Annotated in this window: 18 protein-coding genes and 1 tRNA gene; 12 read left to right on the top strand and 7 right to left on the bottom strand. The window is 70.0% G+C overall.

Features of this window, described 5'->3' with window-relative positions; all coding sequences use genetic code 11:
* Nucleotides 1-158 precede the first annotated feature (158 nt).
* The 3 genes from KBY90_RS05570 to KBY90_RS05560 form a co-directional block, all read right to left on the bottom strand.
* On the bottom strand, nt 159-356 hold the full coding sequence (locus KBY90_RS05570; protein ID WP_254967483.1) for a hypothetical protein: 198 nt from the start codon (nt 354-356) through the stop codon (nt 159-161).
* A gap of 61 nt (nt 357-417) precedes the next feature.
* Nucleotides 418-579, bottom strand: coding sequence for a PCP reductase family protein (locus KBY90_RS05565; protein WP_254967482.1), 162 nt, complete (start codon nt 577-579; stop codon nt 418-420).
* Between the two features lie 15 nt (nt 580-594).
* Nucleotides 595-667, bottom strand: a tRNA-Ala gene (locus tag KBY90_RS05560).
* Nucleotides 668-709: 42 nt separating this feature from the next.
* Here KBY90_RS05560 and KBY90_RS05555 point away from each other — a divergent pair.
* Both KBY90_RS05555 and coaBC read left to right on the top strand, forming a co-directional pair.
* Entirely contained in the window at nt 710-919 is a 210-nt protein-coding gene (locus KBY90_RS05555; RefSeq protein WP_254967481.1) for a DUF2555 domain-containing protein, read from the top strand.
* Nucleotides 920-922: 3 nt separating this feature from the next.
* Nucleotides 923-2,221 carry a bifunctional phosphopantothenoylcysteine decarboxylase/phosphopantothenate--cysteine ligase CoaBC gene (coaBC, locus tag KBY90_RS05550; RefSeq protein WP_254967480.1) on the top strand — a complete coding sequence of 433 codons (1,299 nt, stop codon included), beginning with the start codon at nt 923-925 and terminating at the stop codon, nt 2,219-2,221.
* Here the strand turns inward: coaBC and KBY90_RS05545 are convergent.
* Nucleotides 2,151-2,549, bottom strand: a complete 399-nt coding sequence (locus KBY90_RS05545; RefSeq protein WP_396122543.1) for a hypothetical protein — start codon at nt 2,547-2,549, stop codon at nt 2,151-2,153. The two genes, coaBC and KBY90_RS05545, sit on opposite strands and share 71 nt — an antisense overlap.
* A 139-nt stretch (nt 2,550-2,688) precedes the next feature.
* Here KBY90_RS05545 and KBY90_RS05540 point away from each other — a divergent pair, with 139 nt between their 5' ends.
* The 4 genes from KBY90_RS05540 to KBY90_RS05525 all read left to right on the top strand — a co-directional run bounded on the left by KBY90_RS05540 (nt 2,689) and on the right by KBY90_RS05525 (nt 7,458).
* Nucleotides 2,689-3,510 (top strand): photosystem II manganese-stabilizing polypeptide, encoded by an 822-nt coding sequence (locus KBY90_RS05540; protein ID WP_254967479.1) that lies wholly within the window; start codon nt 2,689-2,691, stop codon nt 3,508-3,510.
* 179 nt (nt 3,511-3,689) lie between these two features.
* Entirely contained in the window at nt 3,690-4,868 is a 1,179-nt protein-coding gene (gene sat, locus KBY90_RS05535) for a sulfate adenylyltransferase (RefSeq protein WP_254967478.1), read from the top strand.
* A 78-nt stretch (nt 4,869-4,946) separates the two neighbouring features.
* Nucleotides 4,947-6,791: an ATP-dependent zinc metalloprotease FtsH3 gene (ftsH3, locus tag KBY90_RS05530; RefSeq protein ID WP_254967477.1), complete on the top strand. Its 1,845-nt coding sequence runs from the start codon at nt 4,947-4,949 to the stop codon at nt 6,789-6,791.
* 70 nt (nt 6,792-6,861) lie between these two features.
* The gene (locus KBY90_RS05525) at nt 6,862-7,458 is read left to right on the top strand and encodes a bifunctional 4-hydroxy-2-oxoglutarate aldolase/2-dehydro-3-deoxy-phosphogluconate aldolase (RefSeq protein ID WP_254967476.1); all 597 of its coding nucleotides are present in this window, start codon (nt 6,862-6,864) and stop codon (nt 7,456-7,458) included.
* Between the two features lie 24 nt (nt 7,459-7,482).
* Here KBY90_RS05525 and aroC read toward each other — a convergent pair whose 3' ends face one another.
* Both aroC and psbA read right to left on the bottom strand, forming a co-directional pair.
* Nucleotides 7,483-8,571, bottom strand: a complete 1,089-nt coding sequence (gene aroC / locus KBY90_RS05520; protein WP_254967475.1) for a chorismate synthase — start codon at nt 8,569-8,571, stop codon at nt 7,483-7,485.
* Nucleotides 8,572-8,839: 268 nt separating this feature from the next.
* On the bottom strand, nt 8,840-9,919 hold the full coding sequence (psbA, locus tag KBY90_RS05515) for a photosystem II q(b) protein (protein WP_254967474.1): 1,080 nt from the start codon (nt 9,917-9,919) through the stop codon (nt 8,840-8,842).
* Nucleotides 9,920-10,188: 269 nt separating this feature from the next.
* On the opposite strand from psbA, the gene KBY90_RS05510 reads away from it, so the two are divergent.
* From KBY90_RS05510 to KBY90_RS05500, 3 genes are all read left to right on the top strand, one after another.
* On the top strand, nt 10,189-10,329 hold the full coding sequence (locus tag KBY90_RS05510) for a hypothetical protein (protein ID WP_254967473.1): 141 nt from the start codon (nt 10,189-10,191) through the stop codon (nt 10,327-10,329).
* 38 nt (nt 10,330-10,367) lie between these two features.
* The gene (locus KBY90_RS05505; protein ID WP_254967472.1) at nt 10,368-10,733 is read left to right on the top strand and encodes a hypothetical protein; all 366 of its coding nucleotides are present in this window, start codon (nt 10,368-10,370) and stop codon (nt 10,731-10,733) included.
* Between the two features lie 61 nt (nt 10,734-10,794).
* Entirely contained in the window at nt 10,795-11,208 is a 414-nt protein-coding gene (locus tag KBY90_RS05500) for a hypothetical protein (protein WP_254967471.1), read from the top strand.
* On the opposite strand, the gene KBY90_RS05495 is transcribed toward KBY90_RS05500, so the two are convergent.
* A complete protein-coding gene (locus tag KBY90_RS05495) occupies nt 11,202-12,185 on the bottom strand; it encodes an aspartoacylase (protein WP_396122545.1) in 984 nt (327 codons plus the stop codon). The genes KBY90_RS05500 and KBY90_RS05495 overlap by 7 nt on opposite strands.
* A gap of 142 nt (nt 12,186-12,327) precedes the next feature.
* Between KBY90_RS05495 and KBY90_RS05490 the strand changes: the two genes are divergently transcribed.
* The 3 genes from KBY90_RS05490 to KBY90_RS05480 are packed head-to-tail and all read left to right on the top strand — an operon-like array spanning nt 12,328 to nt 15,966.
* Complete coding sequence (locus KBY90_RS05490; protein ID WP_254967469.1) at nt 12,328-13,338, top strand: glutathione S-transferase C-terminal domain-containing protein; 1,011 nt, start codon at nt 12,328-12,330, stop codon at nt 13,336-13,338.
* Nucleotides 13,307-13,987, top strand: a complete 681-nt coding sequence (locus tag KBY90_RS05485) for a DUF2301 domain-containing membrane protein (protein WP_254967468.1) — start codon at nt 13,307-13,309, stop codon at nt 13,985-13,987. Before KBY90_RS05490 ends, KBY90_RS05485 begins: the two co-directional genes overlap by 32 nt.
* The gene (locus tag KBY90_RS05480; RefSeq protein ID WP_254967467.1) at nt 13,984-15,966 is read left to right on the top strand and encodes an ABC-F family ATP-binding cassette domain-containing protein; all 1,983 of its coding nucleotides are present in this window, start codon (nt 13,984-13,986) and stop codon (nt 15,964-15,966) included. The genes KBY90_RS05485 and KBY90_RS05480 overlap by 4 nt, the downstream gene beginning before the upstream one ends.
* Nucleotides 15,967-16,009: the final 43 nt, after the last annotated feature.

Genomic DNA, 16,009 nt, shown 5'->3' with positions numbered 1-16,009 from the left:
CGATAGGGGATGCCAATAAAAAAGCCCGGAGCCTCAGAGGCCCGAGCCGGGTGATGGGGACCCCAACAAGGAAGCGTTCCGGTGCTCGGCCGGCAAGGGTGGCGAGGACGTTTGACGGAGCGTCCTCTTCAGGCCTTGACGCCGCCGGTTGCAGCGGTTCAGGCGTCGCTGTCCTTCTTGCGGCTGGACTTGCCCTCCAGCAGTTCCAGGAGGGCTTCCATCTGGGCCATCACGCCGCGCACCTCTCCCGCTTCCGGCAGCAGCCCGTCCTCCATCACGCCCTGGTGCATTTCGCGAAGCTCCTGGCGGATGTAGCGCAGGTGGCTCACCACCTGTTCGCGCTTGGATTGCGACATGAAAGACGGTCGGAAGTGCGTCTCTTTTACCCCATCGGGGGGTCGGCGCCGGCCGGAACGCTCACCGCCGGGCGAAACGCGCCCTGGCCTGTTCGTAGAACGGCACATCGATCCGCCTCAGGCCTTCCTCGCCGGCCAGCCGTTCGATGCGGTTGCGAACGGCTGGCCTGACGAAGAACGGCACCTCGCGGAGGCGTTCCTCGGCCTCGGGGGTCCAGTCCATGATTCGGTCGGGGAGTGGAGAATAGGGGACTCGAACCCCTGACCTCTGCGGTGCGATCGCAGCGCTCTACCAGCTGAGCTAATTCCCCGCCAGCACCACCATTATTCCCCGTTGTGCCCCCCTGCCGCCGATGACCGCCTCGATCACCCCCGAACGCCTGGCGGCCTTCGATGAGGCGGGCGTCGCCGCCCTGGCCCGCCGGCTCGAGGAGGACGACTACCCCAGCCCGTTCGACGGGCTCTCCGACTGGCATCTGATGCGGGCGCTGGCGATTCACCGTCCCGACCTGGCCAGGCCCTACCTGCACCTGGTGGATCAGGAACCCTTCGATGAGGACTGACGCGTGAGCCCCGATCCCCTGGCGGGACGGCGCGTGCTGGTGGGCATCAGCGGCAGCATCGCCGCCGTCAAGCTGCCCCTGCTGGTGAGCGCCCTGGTGCAGCGCGGCGCCAGCGTGCGCTGCGTGCTCACCGCCAGCGCCGCCCGGCTGGTGAGTGCCGAGGCGCTGGCCTGTCTCAGCCGCCAGCCCTGCCATCTCGACGCCGATCAGTGGAGCCCCCAGGCGGCGCGGCCGCTGCACGTGGAGCTGGCTGAATGGGCCGAGCTGGTGCTGCTGGCGCCGCTCAGTGCCACCAGTCTGGGCCGCTGGGTGCATGGCCTCGGCGACACCCTCCTGGCCAGCACGCTGCTGGCCTGTGAGGCTCCCATGCTCGCCGCCGCGGCCATGAACACCGCCATGTGGTCATCCCCCGGGGTGCGCGCCAACTGGCAGTCCCTGCAGGGCTGGCAGCGGGTGTTGCCGATCGGTCCGTCTCAGGGGCTGCTGGCCTGCGACCGCCTTGGCGACGGACGCATGGCGGAGCCCGAGCTGCTGCTGCTGGCCCTCGAATCGCTGGCGCTTTGGGGCTGGCGGCGCGACTGGCAGGGGCTGAACCTGGTGGTGAGCGCCGGCCCCACCCGGGAGGCGCTCGACCCCGCCCGATGCCTCACCAACCCCAGCAGCGGGCGCATGGGAGTCCTGCTGGCCCAGGCGGCGCGGCTGCGGGGTGCCCGGGTGGAGCTGGTGCACGGCCCCCTGCAGGTGCCCGCGGCCTGGCTCGACGGCCTCATCTGTCGGGCCGTCACCACGGCCGCCGAGCTGGAACAGGCCCTGGTGGAGGCCCAGCCCCGGGCCGATGCCATCGCCATGGCGGCGGCCGTGGCCGATCACCGCCGGGCGCGACCCCTGCAGCAGAAGCTCTCCAAGCAGGAGCTGGCCCAGGAGCTGGGTCGCGGCTGGGAGCCCGTGCCCGACATCCTCAAGGGCCTGGTGGACCGGCGCCCGCCCGATCAGGTGATCCTCGGGTTCGCGGCCCACAGTGGCGACGTGCTCACCCAGGCGCTGGCCAAGTGGGGCCGCAAGGGCTGCGATCTGCTGTTCGCCAATCCGATCGATGAGCCAGGCGCCGGCTTCGCTGCCGCCAGCAACCGGGGCTGGCTGCTCGGCCCGTCCCCGGGAGAGCGGCATGAGCTGGAGTCACAGTCCAAGCTGGCGCTGGCCCACCGGCTGCTGAGCGCGCTGCGCCAGCGGATCAGGCCGCCAGCGGATGCTCCGCCGTGTCCTCCTGCACCTGCTCCTGCTCCCGCTGCAGCAGATCCATGAAGGTGCGCAGCTGCAGCCGAGGGATGTAGGGCCAGCCGCCCGAGCCCTCCATGCCCTGCAGCAGGGCGAAGAGCTGGTTGCGGTCCGCCGGCAGGCTGGCGCGGAAGGGGCCGTCCTGGATGCTGCGGTGCAACTGCTCCAACCGACGCAGCATCTCCAGCAGGGCCTCGGGATCGCCGGCCAGTTCGCTGGCCAGGCCATCCAGTTCAGCGAGCACGAGGCTCAGCCGCTGGCGGCGATCGGAAGTGGAACCGGTGCCGGCATCGTCAGGGCGATCCGGGTTCAGGGCCCGAGTCCCGTCTGAACTGGAGGCCGCGTCGGGAGCCATCGTCAGCCGCGGATCGCAGAGGCAGGTCGGGCTCGCATACAGGTTGTTGAGAGCAGCGACATCGTAGGGGGAGCGGGGGTTCGGCACCGGTAGGATCCGCGCCAGCCCAGTCCCCGACCACCCTCTGCGGCGTTCTCCCATGCGTTTCCGTCCTCTGCTGGCCCTCGTGCTGGCGCTGTGTCTGACCCTGGTGACCGCCTGCAGCGGTGGGGCCAAGGCCGTGGATCGGTCCCAGCTCACCTACGACGAGATCCACAACACCGGTCTGGCCAACGACTGCCCGACCCTGCCCGAATCGGCCCGGGGCTCGATTGCCCTGAATTCCGGATCCAGCTACCAGCTGCGCGAGATCTGCATGCACCCCGCCGAGGTGTCCGTGAAGGGTGAGCCGACCAACAAGCGCCAGGAGGCACGCTTCGTGCCCGGCAAGATCCTCACCCGCTTCACCACCAGCCTCGACCAGGTCTTCGGGGATCTGAAGGTGTCGGGTGACACCCTCAACTTCAAGGAGCAGGGCGGCCTCGACTTCCAGCTGATCACCGTGCTGCTGCCCGGTGGCGAAGAAGTGCCCTTCGTGTTCTCCAGCAAGGAGCTCGACGCCACCGCCGAGGGGGCCGCGATCAGCACCAGCACCGACTTCAAGGGCTCCTATCGGGTGCCCAGCTACCGCACCTCCAACTTCCTGGATCCCAAGGCCCGCGGCCTCACCACCGGCGTGGAGTACACCCAGGGTCTGGTGGGCCTGGGCGCTGAGAGCAAGGGGCTCGAGCGGGAGAACATCAAGCGCTACGTCGAGGGCACCGGCTCGATGGAGCTCTCGATCACCCGCGTCGATGGCGCCACCGGTGAATTCGCTGGCGTGTTCACGGCCATCCAGCCGTCCGATACCGACATGGGGTCCAAAGATCCCGTCGATGTGAAGATCACCGGCGAGCTCTATGGCCGCCTGGAAGAGGCCTGATCGCTGTACCCAGTCGCTCTGCCGCAGGCGCCCGTGCCACTCCACAGCCGGCCACTCCACAGCTGAGCTGCCTGCATGCTTCCCGGGGGCCTGACGGCCCCTTTTTGCTGGGCGCCGCCAGCGCTCGCCGCTCTGGCTGGTCTGGGAGAATCCACAGCCATCCCCGATCGCCCTTGCCGATGGCCGCCACCGAAACCAGCCTCGACACAGCCCGTCAGGGCCTGATCGCCCCCCACGGCGGCAGCCTGGTGAACCTGATGGTGAGCGAGGCCGAGCGCGAGGCCGTGCGGGCCAGCGCCGGCAGGCGGCTGGAGTGCAGCGACCGCAACGCCTGCGATGTGGAGCTGCTGATCGTGGGTGGCTTCTCCCCCCTCCTGGGCTTCATGCACCAGGAGGACTACGAGTCGGTGGTGGAGACCAACCGCACCAGCAGCGGCCTGCTGTTCGGCCTGCCGATCGTGCTCGACACCGACGACGAGACCATCGCCGTCGGCGAGCGCCTGCTGCTCACCTACCGGGGCCAGGAGCTGGCGGTGTTCACCGTGGAGAGCCGCTGGGAGCCCGACAAGGTGCGCGAGGCCAGGGGCTGCTACGGCACCACCTCCCTGGAGCACCCGGCGGTGCGCATGATCGCCAGCGAGCGCGGCCGCTTCTACCTGGGCGGCAGCGTGCAGGGGCTGGAGCTGCCCCGGCGGGTGTTCCCCTGCAAGACCCCGGCCGAGGTGCGCGCCACCCTGCCGGCCGATCAGAGCGTGGTGGCCTTCCAGTGCCGCAACCCCATCCACCGCGCCCACTACGAGCTGTTCACCCGGGCCCTGCATGCCGACAACGTGAGCCAGGGCGGCGTGGTGCTGGTGCACCCCACCTGCGGTCCCACCCAGGAGGACGACATCGCTGGCGAGGTGCGCTTCCAGACCTACGAGCGCCTGGCCGAGGAGGTGGCCAATCCCCGCATCCGCTGGGCCTACCTGCCCTACTCGATGCACATGGCCGGCCCGCGCGAGGCGCTGCAGCACATGATCATCCGCAAGAACTACGGCTGCACCCACTTCATCATCGGCCGCGACATGGCCGGCTGCAAGAGCTCCCTGACGGGCGACGACTTCTACGGCCCCTACCAGGCCCAGGACTTCGCCCGCGACAGCGCCAGCGAGCTGGGCATGGAGACCGTGCCCTCGCTCAACCTCGTCTTCACCGAGGAGGAGGGCTACGTGACGGCCGAGCACGCGGAGGCCCGGGGGCTGCACGTGCGCAAGCTGAGCGGCACCCAGTTCCGCCAGATGCTGCGCGGCGGCGAGGAGATTCCGGAGTGGTTCGCCTTCCGTAGTGTGGTGGAGGTGCTGCGGGCGGCCGCCTGAGCCCAGCCGTGGCCCCACCGACCGGCCTGCGGTCCGGTTAACATTCCGTTACTTTCTTTCTCAGCTGAGGCGAGGGCCGTGAAGAAGCGCTGGCGCAACGCGGGGCTGTACGTGCTCCTGGTGATCGTGATGATCGCCGTGGGCACGGCCTTCCTCGACCGTCCCAACTCCGCCAGCGCGCCGCGCACCCTGCGCTACAGCGACTTCGTCGAGGCCGTGCAGGCCAACGAGGTGTCGCGGGTGCTGATCTCGCCGGACCGCGGCACCGCCCAGGTGGTGGAGAGCGACGGCCGCCGCGCCGTGGTGAACCTGGCTCCTGATCAGGACCTGCTCAAGCTGCTCACCGAGCACGACGTGGACATCGCCGTGCAGCCCAGCCGTGAGCCGGCGGCCTGGCAGCAGGCAGTGGGCAGCCTGATCTTCCCCCTGCTGCTGCTCGGCGGCCTGTTCTTTCTGCTGCGCCGCGCCCAGGGCGGCGGCGGCAACCCGGCCATGAGCTTCGGCAAGAGCAAGGCCCGGGTGCAGATGGAGCCCCAGACCCAGGTGACCTTCGGCGATGTGGCCGGCATCGAGGGCGCCAAGCTGGAGCTCACCGAGGTCGTGGACTTCCTCAAGAACCCCGACCGCTTCACCGCCGTCGGCGCCAAGATCCCCAAAGGCGTGCTGCTGGTGGGCCCCCCAGGCACCGGCAAGACCCTGCTGGCCAAGGCCGTGGCCGGTGAGGCTGGCGTGCCCTTCTTCTCGATCTCCGGCTCCGAGTTCGTGGAGATGTTCGTGGGCGTGGGCGCCAGCCGCGTCCGTGACCTGTTCGAGCAGGCCAAGAAGAACGCCCCCTGCATCGTCTTCATCGATGAGATCGACGCCGTGGGCCGCCAGCGCGGCGCCGGCTTGGGCGGCGGCAACGACGAGCGCGAGCAGACCCTCAACCAGCTGCTCACCGAGATGGACGGCTTCGAGGGCAACACCGGCATCATCATCGTGGCGGCCACCAACCGGCCCGACGTCCTCGACGCCGCCCTGTTGCGTCCTGGCCGTTTCGACCGCCAGGTGGTGGTGGACCGTCCGGACTACACCGGCCGCCTGCAGATCCTCCAGGTGCACGCCCGCGGCAAGACCCTGGCCAAGGATGTGGATCTGGACAAGGTGGCCCGCCGTACGCCGGGCTTCACCGGGGCCGATCTCTCCAACCTGCTCAACGAGGCGGCGATCCTGGCGGCCCGGCGCCAGCTCAACGAGATCTCGATGGACGAGGTGAACGACGCCATCGAGCGGGTGATGGCCGGTCCGGAGAAGAAGGACCGCGTGATGAGCGAGAAGCGCAAGCGGCTGGTGGCCTACCACGAGGCCGGCCACGCTTTGGTGGGCGCCCTGATGCCCGACTACGACCCGGTGCAGAAGATCTCGATCATTCCCCGCGGCCAGGCCGGCGGTCTCACCTTCTTCACCCCCAGTGAGGAGCGGATGGAGTCGGGCCTCTACTCCCGCGCCTATCTCCAGAACCAGATGGCTGTGGCCCTCGGCGGCCGCGTCGCCGAGGAGATCGTCTACGGCGACGACGAGGTCACCACAGGCGCCTCCAACGACCTGCAGCAGGTGGCCCGTGTCGCCCGCCAGATGGTCACCCGCTTCGGCATGAGCGACCGTCTCGGCCCGGTGGCCCTCGGCCGCAGCCAGGGCGGCATGTTCCTCGGCCGCGACATCGCCGCCGAGCGCGACTTCTCCGAGGACACCGCCGCCACGATCGACGAGGAGGTGAGCCAGCTGGTGGATGAGGCCTACCGCCGGGCCACCGAGGTGCTCACGGCCAACCGGTCCGTGCTCGACGAGCTGGCCGAGATGCTGGTGGAGAAGGAGACCGTGGATGCCGAGGATCTGCAGGAGCTGCTGATCCGCCGGGATGTGAAGGTCGCCGAGTACGTCTGAGCGTCTTGCCTCTCCAGCCGCTCTGAGTTCCGCTCCTCCCGCCGATCCGGCACTGACGCTTCTGGCGGCATTGCACCACCAGCCCCTGCTGGTGGTGCTTCGTGCCGAGCAGCCTCTTCAGCTCTCGCCCCAGCTCGAGCGGCTCGACGCCATCGGCCTGCGCCATGTGGAACTGGCCTGGAACGACCATCCCCAGTGGTGTGCACAGGCCACCGCGCTGGTGCGCCGCTTCCCTCGCCTGCGGCTCGGTGCGGCATCGGTGTGCACGGCCGAGGCTCTGGAGGCCATCCAGGCGGCCGGTCTGGGCTATGCCGTCTCACCGGTGCTCGACGCTGAGCTGCTGCAGGCCTCCCGTGCCCGGGGGCTCGCCCTGGTGCCCGGGGTGTTCAGCCCCAGCGAGGTGCATTGTGCCCGGCAGCTTGGCTGCGTCCTGGTGAAGCTGTTCCCGGCCGCCAGCCTCGGGGCCGGCTTCTGGCCCCGCCTGCGCGCCCCCCTCGGTGGGCCGTTGCCCGCCTGCATCGCCGCAGGCGGCCTGGGGGTGCACGACGTGCCGACCTGGCTGGATGCGGGCGTGGATGCCGTGGCGCTGGGGGGACGGCTCGATGGGCCGGCCGCCTGGGACGAGCTGGCGCTGCTGGTCAGCAGGCTGGCCGCCAGCGCCGGCTGATCCGGCAGCGGCTGCAGAGGGTCACTACCAGAGACTGCACTGCCCCTGTTGCAGCAGCAGATGGTCGGCCAGCACCAGGGCCACCATCGCCTCCACCATCGGCACCGCCCGGGGCAGCACACAGGGATCGTGGCGGCCCTTGGCCGCCAGGGTGGTGGCTTCGCCGGCTGCGTTGATCGTCTGCTGTTCCTTGCGGATGGTGGCGGTGGGTTTGAAGGCCACGCGGATCACGATCTCCTCGCCGTTGCTGATGCCCCCCTGGATGCCGCCGGAGTTGTTGGTGGCCGTGTGCAGGGAGCCGTCGGTGGTGGGCAGGAAGGCGTCGTTGTGCTCGCTGCCCTTGAGCAGGGTGCCGCCGAAGCCGGAACCGATCTCGAAGCCCTTGGTGGCCGGCAGCGACATCACCGCCTTGGCCAGGTCGGCCTCCAGCTTGTCGAACACGGGCATGCCCAGACCCACCGGCGGCCGGCGCACCAGGCAGGTGATCAGGCCGCCGCAGGAGTCGCCCTCGCGGCCGATCGCCTCGATCCGCTCAATCATCCGCTCGGCGCTGGCGGCATCGGGGCAGCGCACGATGGTGCTCTCGATCGCCTCCAGCGTCACGGTGGCGGGATCGATCTGGGCCTCAATGGTGTGGATGCGCTGCACCCAGGCCAGCACCTCGGTGCCGTGGGCCTTGGCCAGCAGCTGCTTGGCGATGGCGCCGGCGGCCACCCGGCCGATCGTTTCCCGGGCCGAGGCGCGGCCGCCGCCGCTGCGGGCCTGGATGCCGTACTTGGCCTGGTAGGTGGCGTCGGCGTGGGAGGGGCGGAAGGCCACCTCCATCTCCTTGTAGTCCTGGGGGCGCTGGTCCTTGTTGCGCACCACCATGGCGATCGGCGTGCCCAGGGTCACCCCGTCCAGCAGGCCGCTGAGGATCTCGACACGGTCGTCCTCCTTGCGGGGCGTGGTGATCCTGCTCTGGCCGGGCTTGCGCCGGTCGAGTTCGCTCTGAACCGCCTCCAGATCCAGCTCCAGCCTGGGCGGGCAGCCATCCACGATCACGCCCACGCCGCCGCCGTGGGACTCACCGAAGGTGTGGATGCGGAAGAGCCGGCCGAAGCTGCTGCCCATGGGGAATGCGCGCTGGGGCGAGCCTAACGAGTCGTCTCCGCTCTCCTTGGACGTGTGGAGGTCTGGCGAAAGGCGCGCATGAAAAAACCCCCGCCGCAGGGCGAGGGCTGTAGAGCGTGAATCCAGATTGGGCGATCTGATCACAATGGATTGATCACAGTGGACTTGAGCGAACTTTGATCACTCGAACTCTGGTTGATCAGACTGAGATGAATCAGATCTCTGATGACTCAGCCGATCAACATGTCAGGAGCTCAGACGAGCGGACTCAGCCGATGGCGGGTGCGGTGAGCGCCACCGGGGTGGCTTCAGCGGCCGCCAGGTCCAGCGGGAAGTTGTGGGCGTTGCGCTCGTGCATCACTTCCATACCCAGGTTGGCGCGGTTCAGCACGTCGGCCCAGGTGTTCACCACCCGGCCCTGGCCATCCAGGATCGACTGGTTGAAGTTGAAGCCGTTCAGGTTGAACGCCATCGTGCTCACGCCAAGGGCGGTGAACCAGATGCCCACCACAGGCCAGGCGGCCAGGAAGAAGTGCAGGCTGCGGCTGTTGTTGAAGGAGGCGTACTGGAAGATCAGGCGACCGAAGTAGCCGTGGGCGGCCACGATGTTGTAGGTCTCTTCCTCCTGGCCGAACTTGTAGCCGTAGTTCTGGCTCTCGGTTTCGGTGGTCTCACGCACCAGGCTGCTGGTCACCAGCGAACCGTGCATGGCGGAGAACAGGCTGCCGCCGAAAACACCGGCCACACCCAGCATGTGGAAGGGGTGCATCAGGATGTTGTGCTCAGCCTGGAACACCAGCATGAAGTTGAAGGTGCCGGAGATGCCGAGGGGCATGCCGTCGGAGAAGCTGCCCTGGCCGAAGGGGTACACCAGGAACACGGCGCTGGCAGCGGCCACGGGGGCGCTGTAGGCGACGCAGATCCAGGGGCGCATGCCCAGGCGGTAGGAGAGTTCCCACTCGCGGCCCATGTAGCAGAACACGCCGATCAGGAAGTGGAACACCACCAGCTGATAGGGGCCGCCGTTGTAGAGCCACTCATCGAGGGAAGCGGCTTCCCAGATGGGGTAGAAGTGCAGACCGATGGCGTTGCTCGAAGGAACAACGGCGCCGGAGATGATGTTGTTGCCGTAGAGCAGGGAGCCGGCAACGGGCTCACGGATGCCGTCGATGTCGACGGGGGGAGCGGCGATGAACGCCACGATGAAGCAGATGGTCGCAGCCAGCAGGGTGGGGATCATCAGCACACCGAACCAGCCCACGTAGAGGCGGTTGTTGGTGGAGGTGACCCAGCCGCAGAACTGCTCCCAGCTGTTGGCGCCGGAGCGCTGCTGGAGAGTGGTGGTCATGAGAACAGGGGTTGGAAACGAGAGTTCCGGACGACCGGCCAGGCGGAGCTGACGGCGGCCCTGCCGCAACGGCAGGGCAGGCCCGGAGGGATGCAGGACGGGAACCCGTCAGAAAGCAACGTAACAGAACATTGCGGGGTTTGTGAAGGGGCGTTGCAGGGGCCTGGCTGCATGGGGCCTGCTGCCGGCATGTGTGGTTTTGCCCATCCCCGCGGCGCCCATCCGGGTCACGGGGCAGGTTCGGGGTTCCGCCCCATGGCACTGCGGCGATGGTGTTGCTCTGCTGGGCCCTCAACGGCGAACGCCATGCCGAGCGGGTGCCTCTGGAGCTGGCGCGCCGCCGCCGCACGGAACTGGAGCGCATCGGCGCCGTCGTGTACTGGAGCGAGCGGCTGGCACGGGTGCTCTGAGGTTGCTAGATGTGCAGGTCTCCCCTGGCCTGCACGGCATGGCACTGCCCGCCCCCCAACCCCGTCCCCGCCGCCTGCAAGCCACGGGGGTGATCGGTCTGCTCGGGCTCTGTGGCGCCCTGGTGCTCAGCGGTTGCCAGAAGACGGATCTGCAATCCGAGGTGAAGCAACTGCAGCAGCGGCAGGAGCAGCTCGATCTCAAGCTTCAGCAGCTGGAGCAGAAACTGCACGGCGTCACCCCCAGGGACCCGGAGGACCGGCCCAACAAGGCTCCCGCCGGACCGGTGCGTTCGATCACCTACCGCAGCGGCACGGAAGACGACCGGCTGCGCATCTACTGGGCGGATGGCACCAGCAGCGATCTGCCCTGCACCAAGGAACAGGCCACCTTGGTGTGCGGCTGAGGACGGCTTGACATCGGTCTGACGAACGGCTGATCTGGCACCTTGACCGCTTCATTCAGCGATGCGCTTCGTCAGGCCCCTGGCCATGGGTGCGGCCACCTTCGCCGCCATCCTGTTCGGCACCTCAGGCCTCAGCGGCACCCCGGCCCAGGCCCAGGTCACCTTCAGCGCCGTGCGAGCCCTCAACCTGGCCCGCAACGTGGCCGTGCAGCAGAACGGCGGTCTGAGCGTCTACCGCCCGGCCCAGTGCATGTTCCAGACGGCCGATGCCGGCAACGCCTGTCTCGTGAGCATGGATGACGACAGCTTCCTGTTCCGCTTTCTGGGCGGGGTGCCGGGATGGGAGCAGTTCCAGATGCCGGCCAGCGTGGAAACGGAGGTGCGCATCTCCGCCGACGGCCGCAGCGTGCTGCAGGTCATCTACAACGGCCCGCCGCGGCCGGAGCAGTCCAGCGCGGTTGCGCCGGCTCAGTGAGCCGGGCGCAGCGCCAGGCCTGCCGCCAGCTGCTCCAGAGCCTCCGCCAAAGCCGGCTGCACGGGCCAGCGCTCCCGACGGGTGAGGCTCAGGGCGATGCCCTTCTCGCCGTAGGCCGCCTCATTGATGAACACCGGCACCAGGGGATCGGGCCCTGAGCCCTGAGCCAGCGCCTCCGGGGCCGAGCCGGATCTCAGCGCCGAGCCAAGCGTGACGCTGCGGCCGGCCCGATCCAGGAACAGCGGATCCTCCGGGCGCAGGGAATGCCAGTCGCGGTGCTGCAGTCGCGGATGGATGCAGGCCAGAGGGGTGCCGTCCGCAGCCCGGGGCAGATCGAGGCTGCCCAGGTGGCGATGCACCACGAGGCCGGGCGGCAGACGCAGCCGCCCGGCCCGGGCATCCGCCAGAACGGCAAGGGTTCCCTCCAGCGCCAGCTGGGTCTGGCGGCAGATCGGGGCCTGGATCACCCCCTGGGGCACCGGGCCCACCTCGATCACCAGGCCGCAGGGCCAGCACTCCACCAGAAACCCGTTCTGCCGGGCATCGGCTTCGTGCAGGTACACCGGCAACCCCAGCCGTGCCTGGATGCCGGCCGCCAGAGCCAGATCGGCGGGACGCCGCCCGTACACCACGAGTGAATTGCCCATGGCGCTGGTGGTGCTGTGCAGATCCAGGGCCACAGCGCAGGGTTCGAGGCCCTGCCGGCCATGCAGCGTCAGCAGTTCGCGGGCCCGCTCCAGATCCGCTCCGGTGGCGGCGGGGTCCTCCAGCAGTGCAGGGGCGAAACAGCGGTTGAGATCGCGCTCCAGATAGCGCCGGTTGGCGGCGTGGGCGGAGGGGTTGCCCAGCACCAGCTGCAGGGCCAGCCCCGCATCGGCGAGCTGATCGGGATGACGCTGCCAGTGCTGCAGCAGCCAGGGCGCGTTGCGCTCATTGCCATGGGTGCCGGCCACCACCAGCACCGCGGCCGGGGGCATCGTGGCGGTCATCGCTGCACGGTGTTCATCGCTGCACGGTGTTCATGAATGCGGCGTGATGATCGCCGCCGCGCGGACGGTGACGGACGGTGCTGGATTTTCCGGTCCAATCGTCCGAGATTGGAACGCAACGCCTTCCATCGTGCTCCCTCCACCCTGGCTGGTGCGCAGTGCCCGCCACCTCTGGCACTGGCAGTGGCTGCAGCTGATGAACGGACTGGGGCCGGCCGATGCGCAGGGAAACTACCGCCGCCCGCCCGCGGCCTTCGCCGAGGCCCTGGCGCTGCCGGACGATGCCGGCGTGGCGGACGCCCATGTGGTGATCGTGGGCCGCAGCTGCCCCTGGGCCCATCGCGCCTGGCTGGTGTGGGCACTGCGCCGGCTGCAGGCCACGGTCGCGCTGGTGGTGGTGGAACCGGATCCGCGGGCGGGCCGCTGGCGGTTCGGTGAACCGTTCGAGGGCTGCTCCACCCTCGCCGAGCTCTACGGGCGCTGCGGCGCTCCGCCCGGCAGCCGCGCCACCGTGCCCGTGCTCTACGACCGCCGGCGGCGGCAGGTGGTGGTGGGTGAGAGCGCCCGCCTGATCGAGCTGCTCAACCGCTGGCCGGCCGGCAGGGATTTCGACCTCGATCCTCCCGGGCAGCGCGCGGCCACGGCCGCCTGGCGCGAGCGGCTGCAGACCGGCGTCAACGACGGGGTGTACCGCTGCGGCTTCGCCCGCAGCCAGGCCGCCTACGAGAGCGCCGAAGCCGAGCTGTTCGCCACCCTCGATGCCGTGGAGCAGGCGCTGGCGGCGAGCGGCGCCGGCGCAGGGGAGCCGGGCTGGCTCAGCGGCCCCCATCCAAGCCTCGCCGACGTGCAGCTCTTCCCCACCCTGATCCGGCTGGAACTCGTCTACGCGCCCCTGTTCGGCGTCAGCCGCCGGCCCCTGTGGCAGTTCCCGGCGCTCTGGCACTGGCGGAGCCGCTTCCACCAGCTGCCGGGGGTGGCGGACACCTGCTGTCCCGAGGCCTGGCGCCGCGACTACTTCGGGGCCCTGTTTCCGCTCCATCCCTCGGGCATCGTGCCGGCGGGCCCGGCGCTGGCCACACTGGTGGGCAGCTGTCCGATGGCCGCCGCCGATGCCGGATCCCAGCCCCGACGCCCTGAGTGAAACGGCCGCCCGGGCGGCGGCCGAGCCGGTGCACCAGGGGCTGTACGGGCCGTTCACGATCACAGCCGCCGACCGGCGGGAGGTGCTGGCCTACCGCCTCAGCCTCACGGCCGCGGCCATTGCCCAGCTGGCGCTGCTGGCCCAGTGGCACTGGCTGGGCGGTGAGTGGCTGTGGCCGTGGCTGCTGCCCCTGGCCGTTGGCGTGGGCCTGGCGCTGCATTGGATCCACATCTACCTGCGGCCTCTGCACCGGGCGCTGCAGCTGTTCTGGCTGCTGGGCTGCGCCGGTCTGGTGGGGCTCTGCCTGTGGGCCGGCCCGGAGGCCATGGCCACCAGCCTGCAGGCCGACGGACGCTGGGTCTGGGCCGTCGGGCCGCTGTTCGCCGCCCTGGCCGGGATCGGCTTCAAGGAGTTCTTCTGCTTCCGCCGCCCCGAGGCCATCGGCGTGACCCTGCTGCTGCCGGCAGCCCTGCTGGGCCACCTGAGCGGGCTGCTGGCGCCGGCGCTGGCGGGCCGGCTGCTGGCGCTGCAGGCGGTGCTGCTGCTGGTGCTGTGCCTGCGCAAGTTCCCGATGCCGGCCGCGGCCGACGTGGGCGACAAGAGCGTGTTTGCTTATCTGGAGTCTCAGCGCCGAGCCGCCGCCGCGTGAGCCTGATCAGCCTCACCGGAGTCCGCAAGGACTTCGGCATCCGCACCCTGTTCGAGAACCTCGACCTGCACGTGGGGGAGCGGGAGCGGCTGGGGCTGATCGGACCCAACGGCGCCGGCAAGAGCACCCTGCTGCGGCTGCTGGCCGGTGACGAACCTCCCGGTGCCGGCAGCCGCCGGACGGTCCCGGGGACGCGCATCGTGCTGGTGAGCCAGGAGCCCGGCCTGGACCCGCAGCGCACCGTGCTTGAGCAGGTGTTCGCCGGCAGCGGCGAGAAACGCCAGCTGCTGGGCCGCTACACCGCCGTGAGCGAAGCCCTGGCCCTCGCCCACCGCCGCGGGGAGGACGACACCGCGCTGCTGGCGGAGCTGGCCGATCTCAACACCCGCATGGATCAGAGCCAGGCCTGGGGTCTGGAGCAGCAGATCCGGGAGGTGCTGGAGCGCCTCGGCGTGCACGATGTGCAGCGCCGGGTGGGTGAACTCTCCGGCGGCTACCAGCGCCGGGTCGCCCTGGCGGCGGCGCTGGTGGCGGAGCCGGACGTGCTGCTGCTGGACGAACCCACCAATCACCTGGACGCCGACGGGGTGCAGTGGCTGCAGGGTTACCTGGGCCGCTTCCCCGGCGCCCTGGTGCTGGTGACCCATGACCGCTACGTGCTCGACCGGGTGACCGAGCGGATCGTGGCGGTGGATCGCGGCGAGGCCCGCGCCTATGCGGGCAACTACGCCACCTACCTGGCCCGCCAGGCCGAGGAGGAGGCCGCGGCCGCCGCCGGCGAGGCCCGGCTGCGCGGGCTGCTCCGGCGCGAACTGGAGTGGCTGCGGCGTGGCCCGAAGGCTCGCAGCACCAAGCAGAAGGCGCGGATCCAGCGCATCGAGGCGCTGCAGGAGCTGCCGCGGCGCCAGGAGCGGGGCCGGCTGCAGCTGGCCAGCGACGGCCGCCGTCTGGGCAAGCGCACGATCGAGGCCGAGGCGCTGACCCTCTGGGCCAGCGGCGCGGCCCGCCACCGAGGCGAGGAACCGCTGCTGAAGGGATTCAGCTACGACTTCAGCCCCGAGGACCGGGTGGGGATCATCGGGCCCAACGGCAGCGGCAAGAGCAGCCTGCTGAACCTGATCGCCACCGCGGCGACCGGCGGCAGCGCCGCGCCGGCGGCGGCCACTGCCTGCCACAGCGGCCGGCTGGAGCTGGGGACCACCGTGAGGCTGGCCTACTTCGACCAGCACAGCCACGTGCTCGAGGCCAGCCGCGACGCCGCCGGCCGGGAACGGCGGGTGATCGACGTGCTCAAGGAGGCGGCCGCCACGGTGGAGCTGGGGGGGAGCACCCTGAGCGCCTCCCAGCTGCTGGAGCGGTTCCTGTTCCCGCCGGCCCAGCAGCACCAGCCGGTGAGCCGGCTGTCGGGGGGTGAGCGCCGGCGGCTGCACCTCTGCCGGCTGCTGGTGGGGGCGCCCAACGTGCTGCTGCTGGACGAGCCCACCAACGACCTCGACGTCCAGACCCTGACGGTGCTCGAGGACTTTCTGGAGGACTTCCGCGGCTGCGTGGTGGTGGTGTCCCACGACCGCTACTTCCTCGATCGCACCGTCGACCGGCTGTTCGTGGTCCGGGACGGCCGGCTGGAGCGCTTCGAGGGCAACTACAGCACCTACCTGGAGCAGGAGCGCTCAGTCGAACGCTCTGCCCAGCCCCCGGCCGGCCAGCCGCAGCAGGCAGCGCCGGCGCGCCCGGGCAAGCCGCCGGAAGCTGCAGCCCCGGCACGGCGCCGCAGCTTCCGCCAGCAACGGGAACTGAGCCAGCTGGAGGAGGACCTGCCGCGCTGGGAGGAGCGCCGCCTGGAGCTGGAGACCCTGCTGTCCTCCGGCAGCAGCGACTACGCCGCCCTGCAGGAACTCACCCGGGAACTGGCCGGGCTGAGCGAGCGGATCAGCGCCGGCGAGGAGCGCTGGCTCGAGCTCAGCGAACTGCCCACATGAGCGAACCGCCGGCGTGAGGGGACTGATCAGCAGCTGCCCAAAA

Origin of the sequence: Cyanobium sp. CH-040 (genome assembly GCF_024346135.1) — a bacterium.
Lineage (GTDB): Bacteria > Cyanobacteriota > Cyanobacteriia > PCC-6307 > Cyanobiaceae > NIES-981.
Note: the sequence above shows the minus strand (reverse complement) of the source record. Positions and strands in the feature narration are given on the sequence as shown.